This window comes from Arthrobacter sp. UYCu723 (genome assembly GCF_054059215.1).
Map to the genome: position 1 here is coordinate 3,189,678 of NZ_JBSSBW010000001.1, position 17,762 is coordinate 3,207,439.

16 protein-coding genes are annotated in these 17,762 nt (G+C 68.1%); 4 read left to right on the forward strand and 12 right to left on the reverse strand.

The window, feature by feature from the left end:
- Positions 1-59: 59 nt before the first annotated feature.
- Positions 60-1,448: an MFS transporter gene (locus ACVWZ8_RS15015; protein ID WP_456505049.1), complete on the forward strand. Its 1,389-nt coding sequence runs from the start codon at positions 60-62 to the stop codon at positions 1,446-1,448.
- Between the two features lie 88 nt (positions 1,449-1,536).
- Here the strand turns inward: ACVWZ8_RS15015 and hpaD are convergent, their stop codons facing one another.
- From hpaD to ACVWZ8_RS15045, 6 genes are all read right to left on the reverse strand, one after another.
- Positions 1,537-2,610, reverse strand: coding sequence for a 3,4-dihydroxyphenylacetate 2,3-dioxygenase (gene hpaD / locus ACVWZ8_RS15020; RefSeq protein ID WP_426978533.1), 1,074 nt, complete (start codon positions 2,608-2,610; stop codon positions 1,537-1,539).
- 61 nt (positions 2,611-2,671) lie between these two features.
- A complete protein-coding gene (hpaE, locus tag ACVWZ8_RS15025; RefSeq protein ID WP_426978532.1) occupies positions 2,672-4,177 on the reverse strand; it encodes a 5-carboxymethyl-2-hydroxymuconate semialdehyde dehydrogenase in 1,506 nt (501 codons plus the stop codon).
- A 56-nt stretch (positions 4,178-4,233) separates the two neighbouring features.
- A complete protein-coding gene (gene dapA, locus ACVWZ8_RS15030) occupies positions 4,234-5,178 on the reverse strand; it encodes a 4-hydroxy-tetrahydrodipicolinate synthase (RefSeq protein WP_456505050.1) in 945 nt (314 codons plus the stop codon).
- 65 nt (positions 5,179-5,243) lie between these two features.
- On the reverse strand, positions 5,244-5,933 hold the full coding sequence (locus ACVWZ8_RS15035) for a GntR family transcriptional regulator (RefSeq protein ID WP_456505051.1): 690 nt from the start codon (positions 5,931-5,933) through the stop codon (positions 5,244-5,246).
- Entirely contained in the window at positions 5,930-7,396 is a 1,467-nt protein-coding gene (locus ACVWZ8_RS15040; protein ID WP_456505052.1) for a fumarylacetoacetate hydrolase family protein, read from the reverse strand. The genes ACVWZ8_RS15035 and ACVWZ8_RS15040 overlap by 4 nt, the downstream gene beginning before the upstream one ends.
- Before the next feature lie 94 nt (positions 7,397-7,490).
- The gene (locus ACVWZ8_RS15045; protein ID WP_426978525.1) at positions 7,491-8,207 is read right to left on the reverse strand and encodes an IclR family transcriptional regulator; all 717 of its coding nucleotides are present in this window, start codon (positions 8,205-8,207) and stop codon (positions 7,491-7,493) included.
- A 202-nt stretch (positions 8,208-8,409) separates the two neighbouring features.
- Between ACVWZ8_RS15045 and ACVWZ8_RS15050 the strand changes: the two genes are divergently transcribed.
- The 3 genes from ACVWZ8_RS15050 to ACVWZ8_RS15060 all read left to right on the forward strand — a co-directional run bounded on the left by ACVWZ8_RS15050 (position 8,410) and on the right by ACVWZ8_RS15060 (position 12,045).
- Entirely contained in the window at positions 8,410-8,949 is a 540-nt protein-coding gene (locus ACVWZ8_RS15050; protein WP_456505053.1) for a flavin reductase family protein, read from the forward strand.
- Positions 8,950-8,997: 48 nt separating this feature from the next.
- Complete coding sequence (hpaB, locus tag ACVWZ8_RS15055; protein ID WP_456505054.1) at positions 8,998-10,452, forward strand: 4-hydroxyphenylacetate 3-monooxygenase, oxygenase component; 1,455 nt, start codon at positions 8,998-9,000, stop codon at positions 10,450-10,452.
- Positions 10,453-10,713: 261 nt separating this feature from the next.
- On the forward strand, positions 10,714-12,045 hold the full coding sequence (locus tag ACVWZ8_RS15060; RefSeq protein WP_426978522.1) for an MFS transporter: 1,332 nt from the start codon (positions 10,714-10,716) through the stop codon (positions 12,043-12,045).
- Positions 12,046-12,174: 129 nt separating this feature from the next.
- On the opposite strand, the gene ACVWZ8_RS15065 is transcribed toward ACVWZ8_RS15060, so the two are convergent.
- The 6 genes from ACVWZ8_RS15065 to ACVWZ8_RS15090 form a co-directional block, all read right to left on the reverse strand.
- Positions 12,175-12,843, reverse strand: coding sequence for a phosphoribosyltransferase (locus tag ACVWZ8_RS15065; RefSeq protein ID WP_456505055.1), 669 nt, complete (start codon positions 12,841-12,843; stop codon positions 12,175-12,177).
- Between the two features lie 71 nt (positions 12,844-12,914).
- Positions 12,915-13,742, reverse strand: a complete 828-nt coding sequence (locus ACVWZ8_RS15070; protein ID WP_426978521.1) for an alpha/beta fold hydrolase — start codon at positions 13,740-13,742, stop codon at positions 12,915-12,917.
- A 4-nt stretch (positions 13,743-13,746) separates the two neighbouring features.
- Positions 13,747-14,076 (reverse strand): biotin/lipoyl-containing protein, encoded by a 330-nt coding sequence (locus tag ACVWZ8_RS15075; protein ID WP_018775751.1) that lies wholly within the window; start codon positions 14,074-14,076, stop codon positions 13,747-13,749.
- Positions 14,069-15,040: an alpha-ketoacid dehydrogenase subunit beta gene (locus ACVWZ8_RS15080; protein WP_456505959.1), complete on the reverse strand. Its 972-nt coding sequence runs from the start codon at positions 15,038-15,040 to the stop codon at positions 14,069-14,071. The genes ACVWZ8_RS15075 and ACVWZ8_RS15080 overlap by 8 nt, the downstream gene beginning before the upstream one ends.
- An 85-nt stretch (positions 15,041-15,125) precedes the next feature.
- Positions 15,126-16,175 (reverse strand): thiamine pyrophosphate-dependent dehydrogenase E1 component subunit alpha, encoded by a 1,050-nt coding sequence (locus ACVWZ8_RS15085; protein ID WP_456505056.1) that lies wholly within the window; start codon positions 16,173-16,175, stop codon positions 15,126-15,128.
- A 121-nt stretch (positions 16,176-16,296) separates the two neighbouring features.
- Positions 16,297-17,760, reverse strand: a complete 1,464-nt coding sequence (locus ACVWZ8_RS15090; RefSeq protein ID WP_456505057.1) for an amino acid permease — start codon at positions 17,758-17,760, stop codon at positions 16,297-16,299.
- Positions 17,761-17,762 lie beyond the last annotated feature (2 nt).

Below are 17,762 nucleotides of genomic sequence, written 5' to 3' on the forward strand. Positions count from 1 at the left end.
TACCGGGTTGCGCGCATCGGGAGGAGGGACGATGCGCACCATTGAACGAACCCGGAATCATGAACCCTTCAACGTTTTCCACGAGGCCTATGTCCACAGCGCCAAAGTCCACAGCGCCAGCTCCCGAAGCCGCCCTTTACCCTGAGCCCGCGCCTGTGTCCGCGCCCCGCACCGGCCGCTTCGCCCGGCTCCCGCTGCTGGCAGGCCGCAGCTTCATCCCGCTGGGACTCTTTGCCCGGCTTCCCCTCGCCATGCTGACCGTCGGCGCCCTCACCCTGGTCACGGCCGTGACCGGTTCCTATGCAGTCGGCGGTGTATCGGCCGGCGCGGTCGGCATCGGCTCCGCGCTGGGCGCTCCCGTTCTCGGCGCGCTGGCAGACCGGCTGGGCCAGCGCCCGGTGCTGGTGTTTGCCGCGGTCTTCAACACCGTCGCCGTCATCGCGCTGATCCTTGCCGCGTACCTGATCCCCGACGGACAGGAGATGGCCACGGCCGTCCCCGTGCTTGCGGCCGCGTTCGTGGCCGGCGCGAGCTGCCCGCAGGTCGGCCCGCTGGCCCGGGTCCGTTGGATGGCCCTGACCTCCCGGGGCGGACGCGAAGCCAACACCGCGGACCTGGACACGGCCCTCTCCTACGAAGGCACCGCCGACGAACTGACCTTCGTGTTGGGCCCGGCGCTGGTCGGGATCCTGGCCAGCCTGATCGCGCCCTGGCTGCCGCTGGCCCTCGCCGCCGCGCTCACGATCACCCTGGTCCCCGCGTTCGCCGTGCACCCCACCCACCACGCGGTCATCCGGACGCCGGCGCGCACCCCGGCCGCTTCGGCACTTGAGAAACAGCGCCGCAGCGCCATGCCGGTCCGCCAGCGGGTGGGGGCCTTCGCCGCCGTCGCCCTTCCCGTGCTGGCGATGGTCTGCATGGGCACTTTCTTTGGCTCGACGCAGTCCTCGCTGAGTTCCTTCTCCGCCAGTTTTGCCACCTCCGAACTGGCCGGGCTGCTGTACGCGGTGATGGGCCTGAGCTCGGCCGTGACCGCGCTCTCGGTCGCCTACTGGCCCCAGCGGTTCACGGCCAATGCCCGCTGGCTGGCCTGCGCGGCGCTCATGGCCGGCATCGCCTTGCTGTTGCTGCTGCCCTCGACGGCGCTGCCCATGATCCTCGTGCTGCTGGTCCTGGGGCTGCCCGTGGGCCCGCTCATGGTCACCGTCTTCGCGATTGGCGGAATCGTCGCCCCGGCCGGCAAGCTCGGCACGGTCATGACGGCGCTGGCCAGCGGCATCGTCGCCGGCACCGCGCTGGGATCCTCCATTGCCGGGCCGCTGGCTCAAAATTACGGCTACTCCACGGCCTTCCTCGTGCCAGTCTGCGCCGCCTCGGCGCTGTTCCTGCTGGGAGCGGCAGCAGCCGTCGTCCTGCACAGCAAGAGGACGACGGCGGTCCCGGCCTAGCATCCCCGACCCCGGGTTGCGCTATCACCTGTGGTCGCTCCGGGGCCCTCAGAGCGACGTGGAGCGATAGCGCATCGGGGGGACGGCGCTAGAGCTGGGCGCCGAGCTTGAAGCCGCGCTCCTCGCCCGGCTCGCGGGTGTAGGCGAAGCCGTCGGCGCCGACGGTCACGGCCATCTCGCTGCTCTCGGTCCGGATCACGAGCGGCTGCGGATTGCCGTCGAGGTCCAGGACCAGCGAGGCCTCGGTGTACCAGCTCGGGACCACGGGGTTGCCCCACCAGTCGCGGCGCTGGTTGTCGTGCACGTCCCAGGTGATGGTCGGGTTGTCCGGGTCGCCGGTGTAGTAGTCCTGGGTGTAGATCTCGATCCGGTGGCCGTCCGGATCCAGGATGTACAGGTAGAAGGCGTTGGACACGCCGTGCCGCCCGGGGCCGCGCTCGATCCGGTCCGAGATGCGCAGGGCGCCCATCTTGTCGCAGATCTGGATGATGTTGTGCTTCTCGTGGGTAGAGAAGGCGATGTGGTGAAGCCGCGGGCCGTCGCCGCCGGTCAGCGCAGTGTCGTGGACGGTCTGCTTGCGGTGCAGCCAGGCCGCGTAGGTCACGCCGTCGGAGTCCTTGATGTCCTCGGAGACGCGGAAGCCGAGGTCCTCCAGGTACTTGCGGCCGCGCGGGACGTCGGGGGTGACCTGGTTGAAGTGGTCCAGCCGGACGAGCTCGCCGGCGCTGTAGATGTCGTAGCGCTGGGTGAGGCGTTCCACGTGCTCCACCTCGTAGAAGAACTCGTAGGGGAACCCCAGCGGGTCCTCGACCCGCACGGAGTCGCCGATGCCCTTCGTGAAGCCGTCCTTGCGGCGCTCGGTGCGGCAGCCCAGTTCCTTGTAGTAGGCCTCCGCGGCGTCCACCTCGGCAGGGGACTTCACCCGGTAGGCGAACGCGGCGGCAGCCGGTACCGGCCCCTTGCGCAGGACCAGGTTGTGGTGGATGAACTCCTCGAAGGAACGCAGGTAGATGGCGTCCGCGTCCTCGTAGGTGACGTGCAGGCCGAGCAGGTCCACGTAAAACGCGCGCGACTTTTCCAGGTCGGTGACCACGAGGTCCATGTAGGCGCAGCGGACGATGTCCGGTGCCGGGACGGTGGGGGTGATGATGTCATTGGCCATGGCCGGGACTCCTCATTGAGTGGTGGCGAAGCAGGTGGCGGGGCGGCTGGCAGGGGACGCGCTAGCGCGGGGCCGAAGCCCCGAATTTCGGCGTGTGGACGCTGCCCAGGGTGATGTGGACGGCCTGCTGGTCGGTGTAGAAATCGATCGAGCGGTAGCCGCCCTCGTGGCCGAGGCCCGAGGCCTTGACGCCGCCGAACGGGGTGCGGAGGTCCCGGACGTTGTGGCTGTTGAGCCAGACCATGCCGGCCTCCAGGCTGTGGGAGAAGTTGTGCGCCCGGGTCAGGTCGTTGGTCCAGACATAGGCGGCCAGACCGTACCTGGTGTTGTTCGCCAGCGCCAGCGCCTCGGCGTCGTCCTCGAACGGCGTGATCGCGACGACGGGCCCGAAGATCTCCTCCTGGAAGATCCGGGCGTCCGGCTTGACGTCGGCGAAGACCGTCGGGGCGATGTAGTTGCCTTCGGGCAGGCCTTCGGGCCGTCCGCCGCCGGCCAGCAGGCGGCCTTCGGTCTTCCCGATCTCCACGTATTTGGCGACCTTCTCGTAGTGCTCGGGATGCACCAGCGCGCCGACCTCGGTGGCAGGATCGTGCGGGTCGCCCACCACGATGTTCCGGGCCCGCGCCGCGTACTTCTCGCAGAACTCCTCGTAGATGTCCCGGTGCACCAGGATCCGGGAGCCGGCCGTGCAGCGCTCGCCGTTGAGCGAGAACACCCCGAACAGGGTGGAATCGATCGCGGCGTCCAGATCGGCGTCGGCGAAAATAATGGCCGGGCTCTTGCCGCCGAGTTCCATGGAGAGTCCCTTGAGGTTCTCCGCGGCGTTGCGGAAGATCGTTTTTCCGGTGGTGGTTTCGCCGGTGAAGGAGATCAGCGGCACATCGGGGTGCTTCACGAGCGCGTCGCCGGCTTCCTCGCCGAGGCCGTTGACCAGGTTGAAGACGCCGTCCGGCAGCCCGGCGTCCTTGAAGATCTTCGCCCACAGGGATGCCGAGAGCGGCGTGAACTCGGCCGGCTTGAGCACCACGCAGTTGCCCGTGGCCAGCGCCGGGGCCAGCTTCCAGGACTCCAGCATGAACGGGGTGTTCCACGGCGTGATCAGGCCCGCGACGCCGATCGGCTTGCGGTTGGCGTAGTTGATCTGCGCGCCCGGAACCTTCATGGCGTCGTCGAACTGGGCCACGATGAGGTCGGCGAAGAACCGGAAGTTTTCCGCCGCCCGCAGCGCCTGGCCCTTGGCCTGGGTGATGGGCAGCCCGGTGTCAAAGGTTTCCAGCTGGGCCAGCCGCGTCTCCTGCGCCTCGACGGCGTCCGCGATCCGGTTCAGCACGCGGGCGCGTTCGCGCGGCTTCATCTTCGGCCACGGCCCGGTGGTGAAGGCCTTGCGGGCGGCGGCGACGGCGAGATCGATGTCCTCCTTCTGCCCGGCTGCGGCGGTGGCGTACGTTTCGTTGGACACCGGGTCCAGGACGTCGAAGGTCTTGCCGCTGACGGAGTCGACGAACTCGCCGTCGATGTAGTGGCGGATCCGCGTGGGCAGATCGTCCGGAACGTAGTGCTCGGCCATGGGAATCATCCTTTGCTTCTGCGTGGAATTCTGCGTGGAATTCGGGTGGGAGGGTGTTACTGAGTGATCCGGAAGGCGTCGACGGGGGTGAGGTAGTCCCGGCCCGCTTCCATCAGTTCGTTGATCTTCTTCAGCCCGGCTTCGGTGGGCGTGATGAGCGGCGGCCTCACATAGCCGGAGGTGATCAGGCCGGCCTCGGCCATCAGCCACTTGCTGGGGGCCGGGTTGGTCTCGACGAAGAGCAGATCCACCAGCGGGTGCACGCCGTAATGTATCCTGCGGGCGGTCTCGAAGTCGCCCTCGATCCAGGCCTTGTACATGTCCGCGGATGCCTTCGGCGCGATGTTGGCCAGCGCGGAGATGAAGCCGACCCCGCCGATCGCCATCAGCGGCAGGCAGAGCAGCTCGATCCCTGACCACACCAGCAGGTCCCTGCCGGCGAGGTGCATCACACGGGAGAAGTGCTCGAAGTCCTTGGTGGTCTCCTTGATCCCGACGATGTTCTCGAAATCCCGGAACAGCCGCGCCACCGTCTCCGGGGCCATGTCCACTGCCGTGCGGGAGGGCACGTTGTAGATCACGAACGGCATCTGCGGGAACTCGGTGGCGATCGTGGCGTACCAGCGGTACAGCGCCTCCTGCGTGGGACGGGAGTAGTACGGCGTGATGATCATCGACGCGTCAGCACCGGCGTCGACGGCGGCCTGCGTCAGTTCCAGCGTTTCGGCCAGTTTCGCGGTGCCGGTGCCCGCCATGAACGGGACGCGGTCGCCGATCGCGGCGGCGGTGACGCGGATGGCTTCGGCGCGCTCCTCGACCGACTGGGCGCTGGGTTCGCCCGTGGAGCCGCCGATCGTGATCCCGGAGGAACCGCTGGCGATCTGCCATTCGACCATGTTGCGCAGGCTGGCATGGTCCACGTCCCCGGCCTCGGTGAACGGGGTGAACATCGCGGCGAGGGAGCCCTTGAGGTGCAGTTGGGGATCGGAACGGAACTTCATCGTTTCTTCCTTATCGTTCGGTGTGTCCGGCGGCGGGCCGGGAGTGGTGTCATTCGGGAATGCAGTCAGGACAGGGCAGGTGCCGAGTCCGTGCGGCTGTGGGCAAGGTAGGCGTCCAGGGTGGCGGCGCGGTGGGCGCGGGCGGCGCGTTCGACGTCGTCCGCCGGAGCGCCGGTCTCGAGCAGCACCAGCAGGGCCTCGTGTTCCGCCACGGATTCCTTGGCACGGCCCGGAACGTAGCTGAAGGTGGAGGATCTCAGGGCCTGGAGCCGGTTCCAGCCACGATGCACAAGGTCCAGGATGTGCGGGTTCGGGCAGTGCTCGAAGAGGACGCTGTGGAAGTCCCGGTTCAGGCTCGTGAACCGGACCGGGTCAAAGTTCTCGAGGCAATCGCGCATCAGGGCGTTGACGGTTCGGGCCCGGGCGATGTCCGCGGCGGAGATCAGAGGTGCGGACAAGGCCGTGGCGGCACCCTCCACGATGCTCAGCGTCTGCATGGTGTACAGGTATTCGGTGGGTTCGATCCCGGCCACCGTGGCGCCGACATTGCGTTCGAACAGCACGAAGCGCTCGGCTTCGAGCCGGCGGATGGCTTCGCGGACCGGCACGACGCTGACGCCGAGGTCCTCGGCGATCTTGGCCAGCACGAGGCGGTAACCGGGGGAGTACTCGCCGCTGAGGATGCTGGCTTTGATCGCGGCGTAGGCCTGTTCCGATTTGCTGGCCGCTGCAGGGATGGTCACCGCGCTGGTCACCGCCCGTCACGCTCCCGGGCGGCGGACCATTCGCGGTATTTTTCCTGCCACTGCGCATTCATCGGGTACAGCCCGTCCACGCTGTGTCCGGCCGCGACCATCCCCGCGATGTAGGCCTCCTCGGCCTCCTGGACCAGAGAGTCGCTGGCCACCTCCTCGGCGAGGGCCGGCGGGATCACGAGGATGCCATCGGCGTCACCCACGATGATGTCGCCGGGCTGCACCGTGGCACCGCCGCAGGAAATCGTCAGGTCAATGTCCCAGGGGATATGGCGCCTGCCAAGGACGGCGGGGTGCGCGTTGGCGAAGTAGGTGGGCATCTCCAGGGCGCCGACGGCGGTGACGTCACGGACGCCGCCGTCGGTGATGATGGCCACTGCCCCGTTGACCTCGGCGCGGAGGGCGAGGATGTCCCCGACCGTACCCGTGCCCTTCTCGCCCCGGGCCTCCATCACCAGGATCTCGCCCTCCCGCAGGGAGTCGATGGCGCGCTTCTGGGCGTTGAAGCCGCCGCCGTGGGACTTGAACAGGTCCTCGCGGTTGGGGACGTACCGCAGCGTGCGGGCGACGCCGACGACCTTCCGGTCCGGGCGGGTGGAGTGCAGGCCGTCGATGCTGACATTGTTGAGTCCGCGCTTGCGCAGCTGGGAACTCAGGGTGGCGGTTCCGACGGATTCCAGTTTGGCCCTGAGCTCCGGGCTGAGCGCGGGCTGCGCGGCCGTTGCGGGGGCAGGGGTTCCGTAGGCCTCGGCGCGCTGGGTGTCATCGCTGCGGGGCCGGGCGCCGAAGCCGGCGAGCGGAACCGTGCCCTGGACCACCTTGGTGGCGAGCCGCCCGGTGCTGAGGGCGGACTCCGGGGCATCGACTTCGACCTCCATCACGTCTCCCGGCTGGGCCACCGAGGCCCCGGCAGGAGTCCCGGTGAGGATGATGTCACCGGGTTCGAGGGTGAGCAGCTGGGACAGGTCCGCGACCAGCCGGGCGAACGGAAAGAGCAGGGTGCCGGTGGTGTCCTCCTGGACCAGCGTGCCGTTCAGCCAGGTACGGATCCGCAGCCCGGCCGGGTCCACGTCGCGGGCGGAGAGCAGTGCCGGGCCCACGGGGGTGAAACCGTCGCCGCCCTTGGACCGCAGGTTCGAGCCCTTGTCCGCGTAGCGGAGATCGTAGACGCCGAGATCGTTGGAGGCCGTGACGGCGCCGACATGGTTCCAGGCGTCCCCGGGGGAGACCCGGCGGGCCCGGGTGCCGATCACCAGCGCCACCTCCCCTTCGAACGCCAGGAGTTCGCAGCCCTCGGGCCGTTCGACGGTGCCGCCGCTGAAGCTCAGCGAGGAGGAGGGCTTCAGGAAGTAGGAGGGCTGCTCCGGCGTCCGGCCGCGCTGGGCGGCGCGGCTGGGGTAGTTGATGTGGACGGCGATGACCTTGCCCGCGGCATCAAGGGTGTCCTGCGAAAGCTGCTCCATCGCATCTCCTCATTGAGTATGAAATCGTATACGATACAAACTGCCCGAGAGCGGGCGGCTTGTCAAGCATCTTCTGTTACGGCGCCCGGAGGCGTCAGCCCAGCTGGCCCTCGATGCGCCCGGCGCTCGCGGTCAGAGCCGCGGCAACCTCCTCCGGGTTCTGGGATGAGCGGATGTAGACGACGGCGAGGGCTGCCGGCCGTCCGCCCGGCACCCGGATCGGCACGGCGAGCGACGATACCCCGGCTATCACCTCGTCATGGCTGGTGGCGTAGCCCCGGCGGCGGGCCTCGGCGGCTTCGGCGCGGTAGGGGACCCCGGGCGCGGCGGCGTTCCATTCCTGCTCGGAGTGTGCCGACTGTATGGCGATGCCGGGGGCGCCGGCGCTGATCGGATGCCGGGAGCCGGGGTGCTGGACCACAGTGGCCCCCGTATGCCGCGGATCGACCGTGACGAGCGTGACGCAGTCCTCGTGGTCCCAGACCGCCACGAAGGCACTCATGGTCAGTGCGTTGGCAAGCTGGGTCAGCTCCGGCAGGGCCGCCGTCTGCAGGCTGCGCGATACCCCCCTGGCCAGCACGGCAAGCCCGGGACCGGGCTGGACCCGGCCGCCGTCGTCGCGCACCAGCAGGGAGTGGTCCTCCAGGGTGCGCAGGATGCGGTAGGCCACGGAGCGGTGGACGCCCATGGCGTCGGCGAGTTCGGCGATGGTCAGCGGCCGCTGGGCCTCGGCGAGGATCTCAAGCGCCCGGATGCCGCGGGACAGCGTCTGGGAGGGGGAGGCCTGGGCGCTGCCGGCGTTCGGGGTCATGGTGTCCATCCTAGGGGCGGGCTGTCGCGGTGCCGGGGACGCCGTGAGCAGACCCTTGTGTTCCCGGTCACAGTGCGCTAGCGTTCTATATGGGAACTATAAGTTCGATTATAGAACAAAGTATAGAAACAAATCCGATTCTGGAACAGCCCCTTCGGGAACAGTCCACCGAAACCACCATCACCAAGAGTTAAAGGGATCAATGATGACTGCCAAGCCTCGGGCCGAAGCCGCTCCGGATCTTCCGGGCCGGATCTCCGCGCCCCGTGCCCATCATTTCCGCGGCAGCCTGGGGCGATTCGCTACCGGCGTCGCGATCGTCACGTTCGACGGCGTCACGAAGCGCCACGGCATCACGGTGAACTCCTTCACTTCGGTCTCCATGGACCCGCCGCTGGTGCTGGTGAGCATCGCCCGGACCACCAAGGCGCACGACGAACTCGCCGGCCGGCCCTTCACCGTGAACATCCTCGGCGCCGAACAGCGTCAGCTGGCCATGCACTTCGCTGGGCGTCCCGGCCCCGAACCTCTTTGGGTGGAAGGCGAAACGGCGCCTCGGCTCTCCAATGTCCTCGCGCATTTCGAATGCAAGCCCTGGGCGGCGTACGACGGCGGCGACCACACCCTCTACATCGGCGAGGTGGTGGATTTCAACTACCGCAACGGCGATGCCCTGGCCTTCGCCAACAGCACCTTCACCACCATCCCGGAAAGCCAGCTGGGCATGGAAGACCTGCTCTAAGACCTCACCGCTCAAAGACACCGCTCAAAGACGACTGGAGAAACAAAAATGGGTATCCGTACCGGACAGCAGTACCTGGACAAGCTCAACTCAATGACGCCGCACGTGGTGATCGACGGCGAGGTGGTCAGCGAAAAGATCGCCGAGCACCCGGCATTCCGCAATGTGGCGCGCTCCTACGCGAAGCTCTTCGACATGCAGCATGATCCGCAGTACCAGGAGGCGCTGACCTACACCTCGCCCACCACCGGCGATCTGGTGAATGCCTCGTTCCTGGTGCCGAAGACCATCGAGGATCTCAAGCACCGGCGCCGCGCCATCTCCACCTGGGCCGAGTCCTCCAACGGCTTCCTGGGCCGCTCGGGCGACTACATGAACTCCTCTCTCACCGCACTCAGCACGGCCGAGAAGTGGTTCTCCCAGGCCGACCCCAAGTTCGCCGAGAACATCCGCAAGTACTACGAGTGGGCCCGCGAAAACGACGTCCTCGCCACGCACACCCTGATCCCGCCGCAGGTCAACCGATCGGTGTCCGGCTCCGAACAGCTCGGCGGCCAGCTCTCGGCCCGGATTGTTGAGGAGCGCGAGGACGGTATTGTCATCCGCGGTGCCCGCATGCTCGCCACCATCGCCCCGATCGCGGACGAGCTGCTGGTCTTCCCTTCCACCGTGCTCCGCGGAACCCCGGAGGATGCCCCGTACTCGTATGCGTTCGCCATCCCGAACGACGCGCCGGGCCTGCGCTACCTCTGCCGCACCTCGCTGTACAACGGCGGCAGCACCCACGACGAGCCGCTGGCCTCGCGCTACGAGGAGATGGACGCCGTCGCGATCTTCGACGACGTGTTCGTGCCCAGCGAGCGAATCTTCATGCTCGGCAACCCGCAGCTGTGCAACGGCTTCTACGCCGAAACCGGCGCCGGCGCGCTCATGACGCACCAGGTGGTCACCCGCACCATCGCCAAGAGCGAGTTCTTCCTGGGCCTGGCCTCCGAGCTGGCCGATTCGATCGGCATCGACGGCTTCCAGCACATCCAGGAGGATATCGCGGAGCTAATCGTCGACGTCGAAATCGGCAAGGCGCTGGTCCGCGCCTCGGAGGCCGACGCCGAGCTGAACGAGGCGGGTGTCATGCTGCCGAAGTGGTCAACGCTGAACGCGGCCCGCAACTGGTACCCGAAGATCGCCCAGCGCTTCCCGCAGATCATCCGGAAGTTCTCCGCCTCGGGCCTCATGGCGCTGCCCGGCGAGGCAGACGTCAACAGCGAGGCCCGGGCGGACATCGAGCTGTACCTGCAGGGCAAGACCCTCACCGGACCCGAGCGTGTCCGGCTGTTCAAGCTGGCCTTCGACGCCTCGATTTCCGGGTTCTCCGGCCGCCAGTCGCTGTACGAGTACTTCTTCTTCGGTGACCCGGTCCGGATGGCCGGTGCCCTGGTGAACAGCTACGACCGCGAACCCGTCCGGGCCAGGGTCCGCGAACTGCTCAACCGCGAGGACTGACACAGCCGCCCTTCCACCGCCGGCCGCGGGGCAGGAGTCAGGGCGCGGAGTCGGGGCGCAGCGAAGGCTGGGCCCCGGCCCACTTCGCCCTCATTTATTGGGGGCGGCGAAGGTTTATTCGAAAGTTGTGTGCTCCATCACACGATCCGTAGTAGTATCTTGGATACTAACTGACCGTTCGATCAGTAAATCCAGAGTCATTCAGTTATTCACTTCGCACCCACCCTGGGCAGTACCTCTGCCCCCAGCAACGGAGTTTCAATGACCGCAGCTTCAACCGTCGATTCCGAGACGGGCCCCAGCAGCAAGCATGAGGAACGCAAAGTCCTGGCCGGGACGCTGGTCGGGACCACCATCGAGTGGTACGACTTCTTCATCTTCGCCCAGTTGACCGGAACGCTGCTGTCACCGCTGTTCCTGGCGCCGCTGAACGCGTCCAACCCGGGCCTGGCGCAAATCCTGTCGTTCGCCCTCATCGGCATCAGCTTCCTGTTCCGCCCGCTCGGCGCCATCATTGCCGGCCATCTGGGCGACCGCCTCGGCCGCAAGGCCATGCTGGTCTTCACCCTCATCATGATGGGCGCCGCCACGGCGCTGATCGGCATGCTGCCGACGTACGCCCAGATCGGCGTCCTGGCCCCGATCCTGCTGATCATCCTCCGCATCATCCAAGGCTTCTCCGCCGGCGGCGAATGGGGCGGCGCCGCCCTGATGGCCGTCGAGCACGCGCCCAAGAGCAAACGCGGCCTGTTCGGCGCCTACCCGCAGATCGGTGTTCCGGTCGGCATGATCCTCGCCACCGGCCTGCTGTATTTCCTCAACACCAGCATGTCCAAGGAAGACTTCGCTTCCTGGGGCTGGCGTGTGCCGTTCCTGCTCTCTATCGTCCTGATCGTGGTCGGCTACCTGATCCGCCGCGCTGTTGCCGAGAGCCCCGTCTTCAAGGAGATGGCTGCCCGCAAGGAAGAAAGCAAGGCGCCCCTCGGTGAGCTGATCCGGAAGCACAAGAAGGCCGTCCTCTACTCGACGATGATCTTCATCGGCAACAACGCTGCCGGCTACCTGCTGATCGCCTTCTTCATCTCCTACGCCACCAGGGCCCTGAAGATGCCTACCCCGCAGATCCTGCTGGCCACCACGCTGGCGTCCTTCGGCTGGCTCATCTTCACGCTGGTCGGCGGCTGGCTCTCGGACAAGATCGGCCGGGTCAAGACCTTCCTGATCGGCTACGGCATCGTCTTCGCCTGGATGATCCCGATGTTCGCCCTGATCGACACCAAGGACATCGTGCTGTACGGCGTCGCGCTGTTCGTCCTCACGATCGGCCTGGGCCTGTCCTACGGTCCGATGTCCGCGATGTACGCCGAGATGTTCCCGGCGAACGTGCGTTACTCGGGCATCTCGATCGGCTACGCCTTCGGCGCCATCCTCGGCGGCGCGTTTGCGGCGACCATCGCGGAGGCCCTCCTGCAGAGCACCAAGTGGACCGGTTCCATCGGCATCTACATCATGATCCTGTGCGTCATTTCCGCCGTCGGCGTCCTCCTGGCCAAGGAAACCAAGGGCCGTCCGCTCGGAGTCAGCAAGCACTAACCCGCTTTCATGGCTCCGTGCCGGGGCACTTTGAGGGATTTTTCGGCGGCCGCACCGGGATTCACCGGCGCGTCCGTGTCAAAGTGCCCCCGCATGGCGCGCCCGGGCCAGTCGTGCGCGGCCCCGCTGCTATGTGCGCGGCCCAGGCGGCCGGGCACCGAGAAGCTGCACGACGTCGTCGTCCTTCAGTTGCTCAAACGTCCGGTAGTAGCTTCCGACGGCGCGGAACTGTCCGGGGGTATGGAGGCTGAAGACGGCATCGGCGGGTTGCTGCAGCGACGTCTGCGCCTCCAGCGAGGCGACCGGCACCGCGACGACGACCATCGCGGCGGCTGCTTCGCGCACCGCTTCGACGGCGGCCAGCATGCTCGCGCCGGTGGCCACGCCGTCGTCGGCCAGGATGACCGTCTTGCCGCGGAGATCGTGCCCGGAATCCGGATAGCTCTCCGCGCGGCGCTCCAGCTCCGCCCGCTCGCGGCGTTCCACCTCGTCCAGGGACGACTGGCGGATGCCTATCCCCAGCAGCCGAGCCACAAGGGACCGGTTGAGGATGCGCACCACCCGTCCGCTGGACCAGGCCAAGGCGCCGAAGGCTGTTTCCTCGTGGCCCGGGATCCCCAGCTTCCGGACCGGCAGCGCGCCGAACGGCAGCCCGAGCTCCTGGGCGAGGGCCGCCGCCGCGGGAACGCCGCCGCGGGTCAGGCCCAGGACCAGGGTGTCCGGCCGGCCGCGGAACTGGGGCAGGACGGCGGCCAGCTGCCTGCCGGCCTGCTCGCGGTCTGTGAAGCGCATGCCCATCGGTTCCTCTTCCGGTGGCAGGCCCGGCCTGCTGGCCCGCGCCTGCCCGGGCCGGCCTACGTCCGGCGCGGCTAGACGCCCAGGAAGCCGATCGCCCCCTGCTTGAAGGCGCGGCTGGTGACGGCGTTGGTGTGGTTCCGGCCCGGCAGGACGAGCTGTTCGACCATGGCCCCGGCCTTGGCGCCGAGAGCGGCGAGTTCCGGCATGGAGGCGGCGCGCTCGTCGTTTTCGCCCGCCACCAGGAGCATCGGCATGTGCGGCACGGCTTCGGCGGGGTCGAACGGCTCGCTCTTGATCGCCTCGACCAGGGAGAGCAGCGCGAAGATGTTGTTGCTGGGCAGCAGCATGGCCATCTTCAGTAGCCCGGCGGTCGATTCGTCGGCGATCGGGGTACCGTCGGCCAGGTAGCGCTGCGCGGCCACCAGATCGAAGTCGGCCAGGGGATCGGCGACGTTCGGCCCGCCCAGGACCAGGCGGTGCACCAGCTCATGCTGGGTGGCACCGAATTCCCAGGCCAGCCGGGAGCCCAGGGAGTACCCGATCACATCCAGGCCGCTGCTCGGGTCGCCGTCGCGCAGGGGCCGGGCTCCGGCGTCGAACGCGATCTGGAGCAGGTCCGCCCGGATCCGGCCGGGGGCGTAGGAGTCCATGTCCTCGGGCGCGCCGCTGCGGCCGTGGCCAGGGAGGTCCACGGTGATGACCCGGCGGCCGGCCTCAAGCAGGGCCGCGATCCAGCCGGAGTCTTCCCAGTTGAGCTTCGAGGAGGAGGAAAAGCCGTGCAGCAGCAGCACCGGACGCAGCCCGGCGTCGTCCTTGGGATCGTGCACCCCCACGTACAGCTGGGGGTCGGTGCCCTCCACGGTGTGGGAATGCTGTTCGCCGGTGTGTCTGCCGCTCATGCTCTCAGTCCTCATCAAGTACGGCGCTCAGGCGGACCCGGCGCTTAGGTGCCTCTTCCTTCGGGACCGTGCCCACGATGCCGGCGGTGTTGTCCGGCACCTCAAACACAATCAGGGGCTCGCCGACATTGATCTTGTCGCCGGGCCCGCCGTAGATACGCACTACCTTACCTGCCTGCGGGCTGGGCAATTCAACGGCCGACTTGGTGGTTTCGACCTCCACCAGCGGCTGGTTGCGCTCCACCTGCTCGCCCGGGGAAACCAGCCATTCCAGCACGGTGGCCTCGATCAGGCCCTCGCCGAGATCGGGGAGCGGGAAGGAAATTTCAGCCACGTTTGTACTCCAATACTCGCTGGATGCCAAAGAGGATCCGGTCAATGTTCGGGATGTATTCGTCTTCCAGATCGCCCGAGGGGTACGGGACGTCGAAGCCGGTGACGCGCTCCACGGGCGCCTTGAGGGTGTCGAAGCAGCCCTGCGTGATCAACTGCGCCACTTCGGCGCCGAGGCCGGAGGTCAGCGGCGCTTCGTGGACGACGACGGCGCGGCGCGTCTTGCGCACGGAGGCGGCCAGCGCCTCGGCGTCGATCGGCTTGAGCCAGCGCAGGTCCAGGACCTCGATGTCGATCCCGTCCTCGGCCGCGAGCTCGGCCACCTGCAGGCAGCGCGCCACCATGGCGCCCCAGGCGACGAGCGTGAGGTGGCGTCCCTCGCGCATCACCTTGGCGCCGGTGGGGGAGCCGGCGTGGTTTACGTCTACCTCGCCTTTCTGCCAGTAGCGCGACTTCGGCTCCATGAAAATCACCGGGTCCGGCCGCGTGGCGGCGTACTTGAGCAGGTGGTAGGCCTCATGCGGGTTCGACGGCGAGACCCCCTTCAGGCCCGGGACGTGCGCGAAGAGCGCCTCCAGGCTTTCGCCGTGGTGTTCGGGGGCGCGGATTCCGCCGAAGCTGGGCACCCGCAGGGTGATGGGCATCGGCATGGTGCCGCGGCTGCGGTAGTTCATCCGGGCGATCTGGCAGACGATCTGGTTGATGGCGGGGTAGGCGAAGCCGTCGAACTGGACCTCGGGGATGGGGTGGAAGCCGGCCATCGCCAGGCCCACGGACATGCCCAGGATGCCCGATTCCGCCAGCGGGGTGTCGAAGACCCGCTGCTCGCCGTGCTTGGCCTGCAGGCCGTCGGTGATGCGGAAGACGCCGCCGAGCCGGCCGCAGTCCTCGCCGAAGATGACGGCCTTGGGGTTGTCTGCGAGGACCTCGTCGAGGGCCCGGTTCAGCGCCTGCTGCATCGACATCACGGTGGTGGCTGCGGGGGCAGTGCCCTCGGCAGTGCCCTCGGCGGTGCTCTCGCCGGTGGAGCTTGCGCCTTCGAGAATCGAGTTAGACATGTTCGGACTCCTCGCGCCAGTTGGCGGCCTGGGCCTGCAGGGCCGGGGTGGTTTCCTGGAAGACCAGGTCAAACATTTCGGTGCCGGGGCGCGGGCCGAGCGCCTGGATGCCGGTGCGGATCTGCTCCTCTTCGGCCTTCGCCGCGTCGAGGGCTTCGGCGAAGAACGCCTCGTCCGCAATCCCGTCGGCGAGCAGCCGCGTCCGGAAGCGTTCCAGCGGGTCCGCTCCGGCGCCGTCGCGCTCCTCGTCGAGGGAACGGTAGCGGCCCGGGTCATCGGAGGTGGAGTGCGGGCCGCGGCGGTAGGTCATGGCCTCGATCAGCACCGGGCCGTTTCCGGACCGGGCGTGCGCGAAGGCCCGGCGGGTGGCCTCGACGACGGCGACGATGTCGTCGCCGTCGATCTGCAGCGCCGGGATCCCGTAGCCGGCGGCGCGGGCGGCGACGGAGCCGCCGGCCACCTGGCGTTCGGTGGGGACGGAGATGGCCCAGCCATTGTTCTGGACGAAGAAGACCACGGGGGCCTTCATCACGGCGGCGAAGTTCATGGCCTCGTGAACGTCGCCCTGCGAGGAGGCGCCGTCGCCGAAGTAGGTCATGGCGACGCCGAGGGTGCCGTCGGCGCTGCCGGCGAGCGTCTGGCCGTGGGCCCAGCCGACGGCGTGCAGCACCGAACCGGCCACGACGGCCTGGATCGGGGCGAGGCGGGATTCCATCGGGTCGTAGAGGCCGCCGTGCCACGTGGCCTTGTGGGTGGACATGTAGGCGATCATGTCCACGCCCATGGTCCGGGCGACGCCCATCTCGCGGTAGGTGGGGAAAACGAAGTCACGGGTGGTGTCCACGGCATAGCCGCTGCCCACCTGGGCCGCTTCCTGGCCGAGCTCGGGCGCGTAGCCGGGGATGATGCCCTGCCGCTGCCAGGCGATGGCGGACGTATCGAGGTGGCGGACGGCCACCATCAGCGAATAGAGCTCGCGGAGCTGGGAGGGGGTGAGCGGCCCGGCAGCGTCGCCGGAAGCCACGGGAGGGAATGTATCCATGCCTGTGACCCTAGTCACCCCCGCACGGCTGGGCAATCAGCGCGGTAGACGCTGACCAGACTGCACAATGCTGCCGGTCGGACCGCCGTCGGGCATTACAGTTTGTGCAGTCCGTCCGGGACTACTTGGGCAGCTCCGCGCCGTCCCTGCCGACCTCGGCCGGCTCGGTGCCGCCGGTGCCATCCCTGCCGGCATCGGATAGCTCGGTGCCGCGGTTGCGGGTGAGCCGGGCGCCGATCCAGCAGGCTGCGGCGATCCCCGCGACGAGGCCCATGGTGCTGAAGAGCTGCTTGCTGCTGTCCGGGCCGCTGAAGCCGACCGCGAAGATCAGCGCCAGGAGCACGAGCCCGAAGATCGTCAGTCCGGGGAACCCCTTCATCCGCAGCGGCAGCGCGGTGCCGTCGCGGTCCGCGCGGCGCCGGAGGATCAGCTGGGACACGAGGGCCGTACCCCAGACCACGAGGCACGTGGAGCCGACCAGCTGGAACAGCGCGGGCAGGATCTGCGCCGGGAACAGCAGTTCGAGCACGGTGGCGATGAAGCCGAAGGCCACCGAGACGCCGACGGCCACCACGGGAACCCGGGCATTGTTGATCCTTGACAGGATCCGCGGGGCCTCGCCGCGTTCGGAGAGCGAGAATACCATGCGGGACGCGCCGTACAGGTTCGCGTTGAGGGCCGAGAGCAGCGCGACGACGGCCACGAGGGTGATGGCGGCGCCGGCGCCGGGGATGCGGGCCACGTCGAGGACGCCCGCGAACGGGGACTTCAGCGCCTCGGAGGTGTAGGGAAGGACGGCGGCGATGACGAATATGGAGCCGATGTAGAAGACCAGGATCCGCCAGACGACGGTGCGGATGGCCTGGGCGACGCTGCGCTCCGGGTTCTCGGTCTCGGCGGCCGCCACGCTGACAATCTCGGTGCCGCCGAAGGCAAAGATCACGACGAACAGGGCGGGGGCGATGCCGCCGAGGCCTGCGGGGGCGAAATCGGAGGTGATGTTGCTCAGGCCGGGAGAGGGGACGTCCGGCAGCCAGCCCAGCAGCAGGGCCGCGCCGATGGCCAGGAAGACCACGATCGCCGCAACCTTGAGGATGGCGAACCAGAACTCGAACTCGCCGAAGTTCTTCACGCCGGCGAGGTTGATGGCCGTGAACAGCACCATGAAGACCAGCGACAGCGCCCAGACCGGGATCACCGGCCACACCGTGAACAGCAGTCCGGCGGCACCGAGCGCCTCGGCCGCAATCACGACGACGAGCTGCAGCCACCAGAGCCAGCCGACGGTGGCGCCTGCCGTCGGGCCCATCGCCTTTTGCGCGTAGACCGAGAAGGCCCCGCTGTTGGGGTTGGCGGCGGCCATCTCACCGAGGGCCCACATGACGAGGATGATGAGTGTTCCGGCGACAAGGTAGGAGATGAGGACGGCCGGCCCGGCGGCCTGGATTCCTGCCCCCGAGCCGAGGAACAGGCCGGCGCCTATGGCGCTGCCGAGTCCCATCATGGTGAGCTGGCGTGGCTTCATGCTGTGGCCCAGTTTCTGGGCCGGCTCTGCGGTGTGCTGCGCGGCGGACTTCATTGTCATGC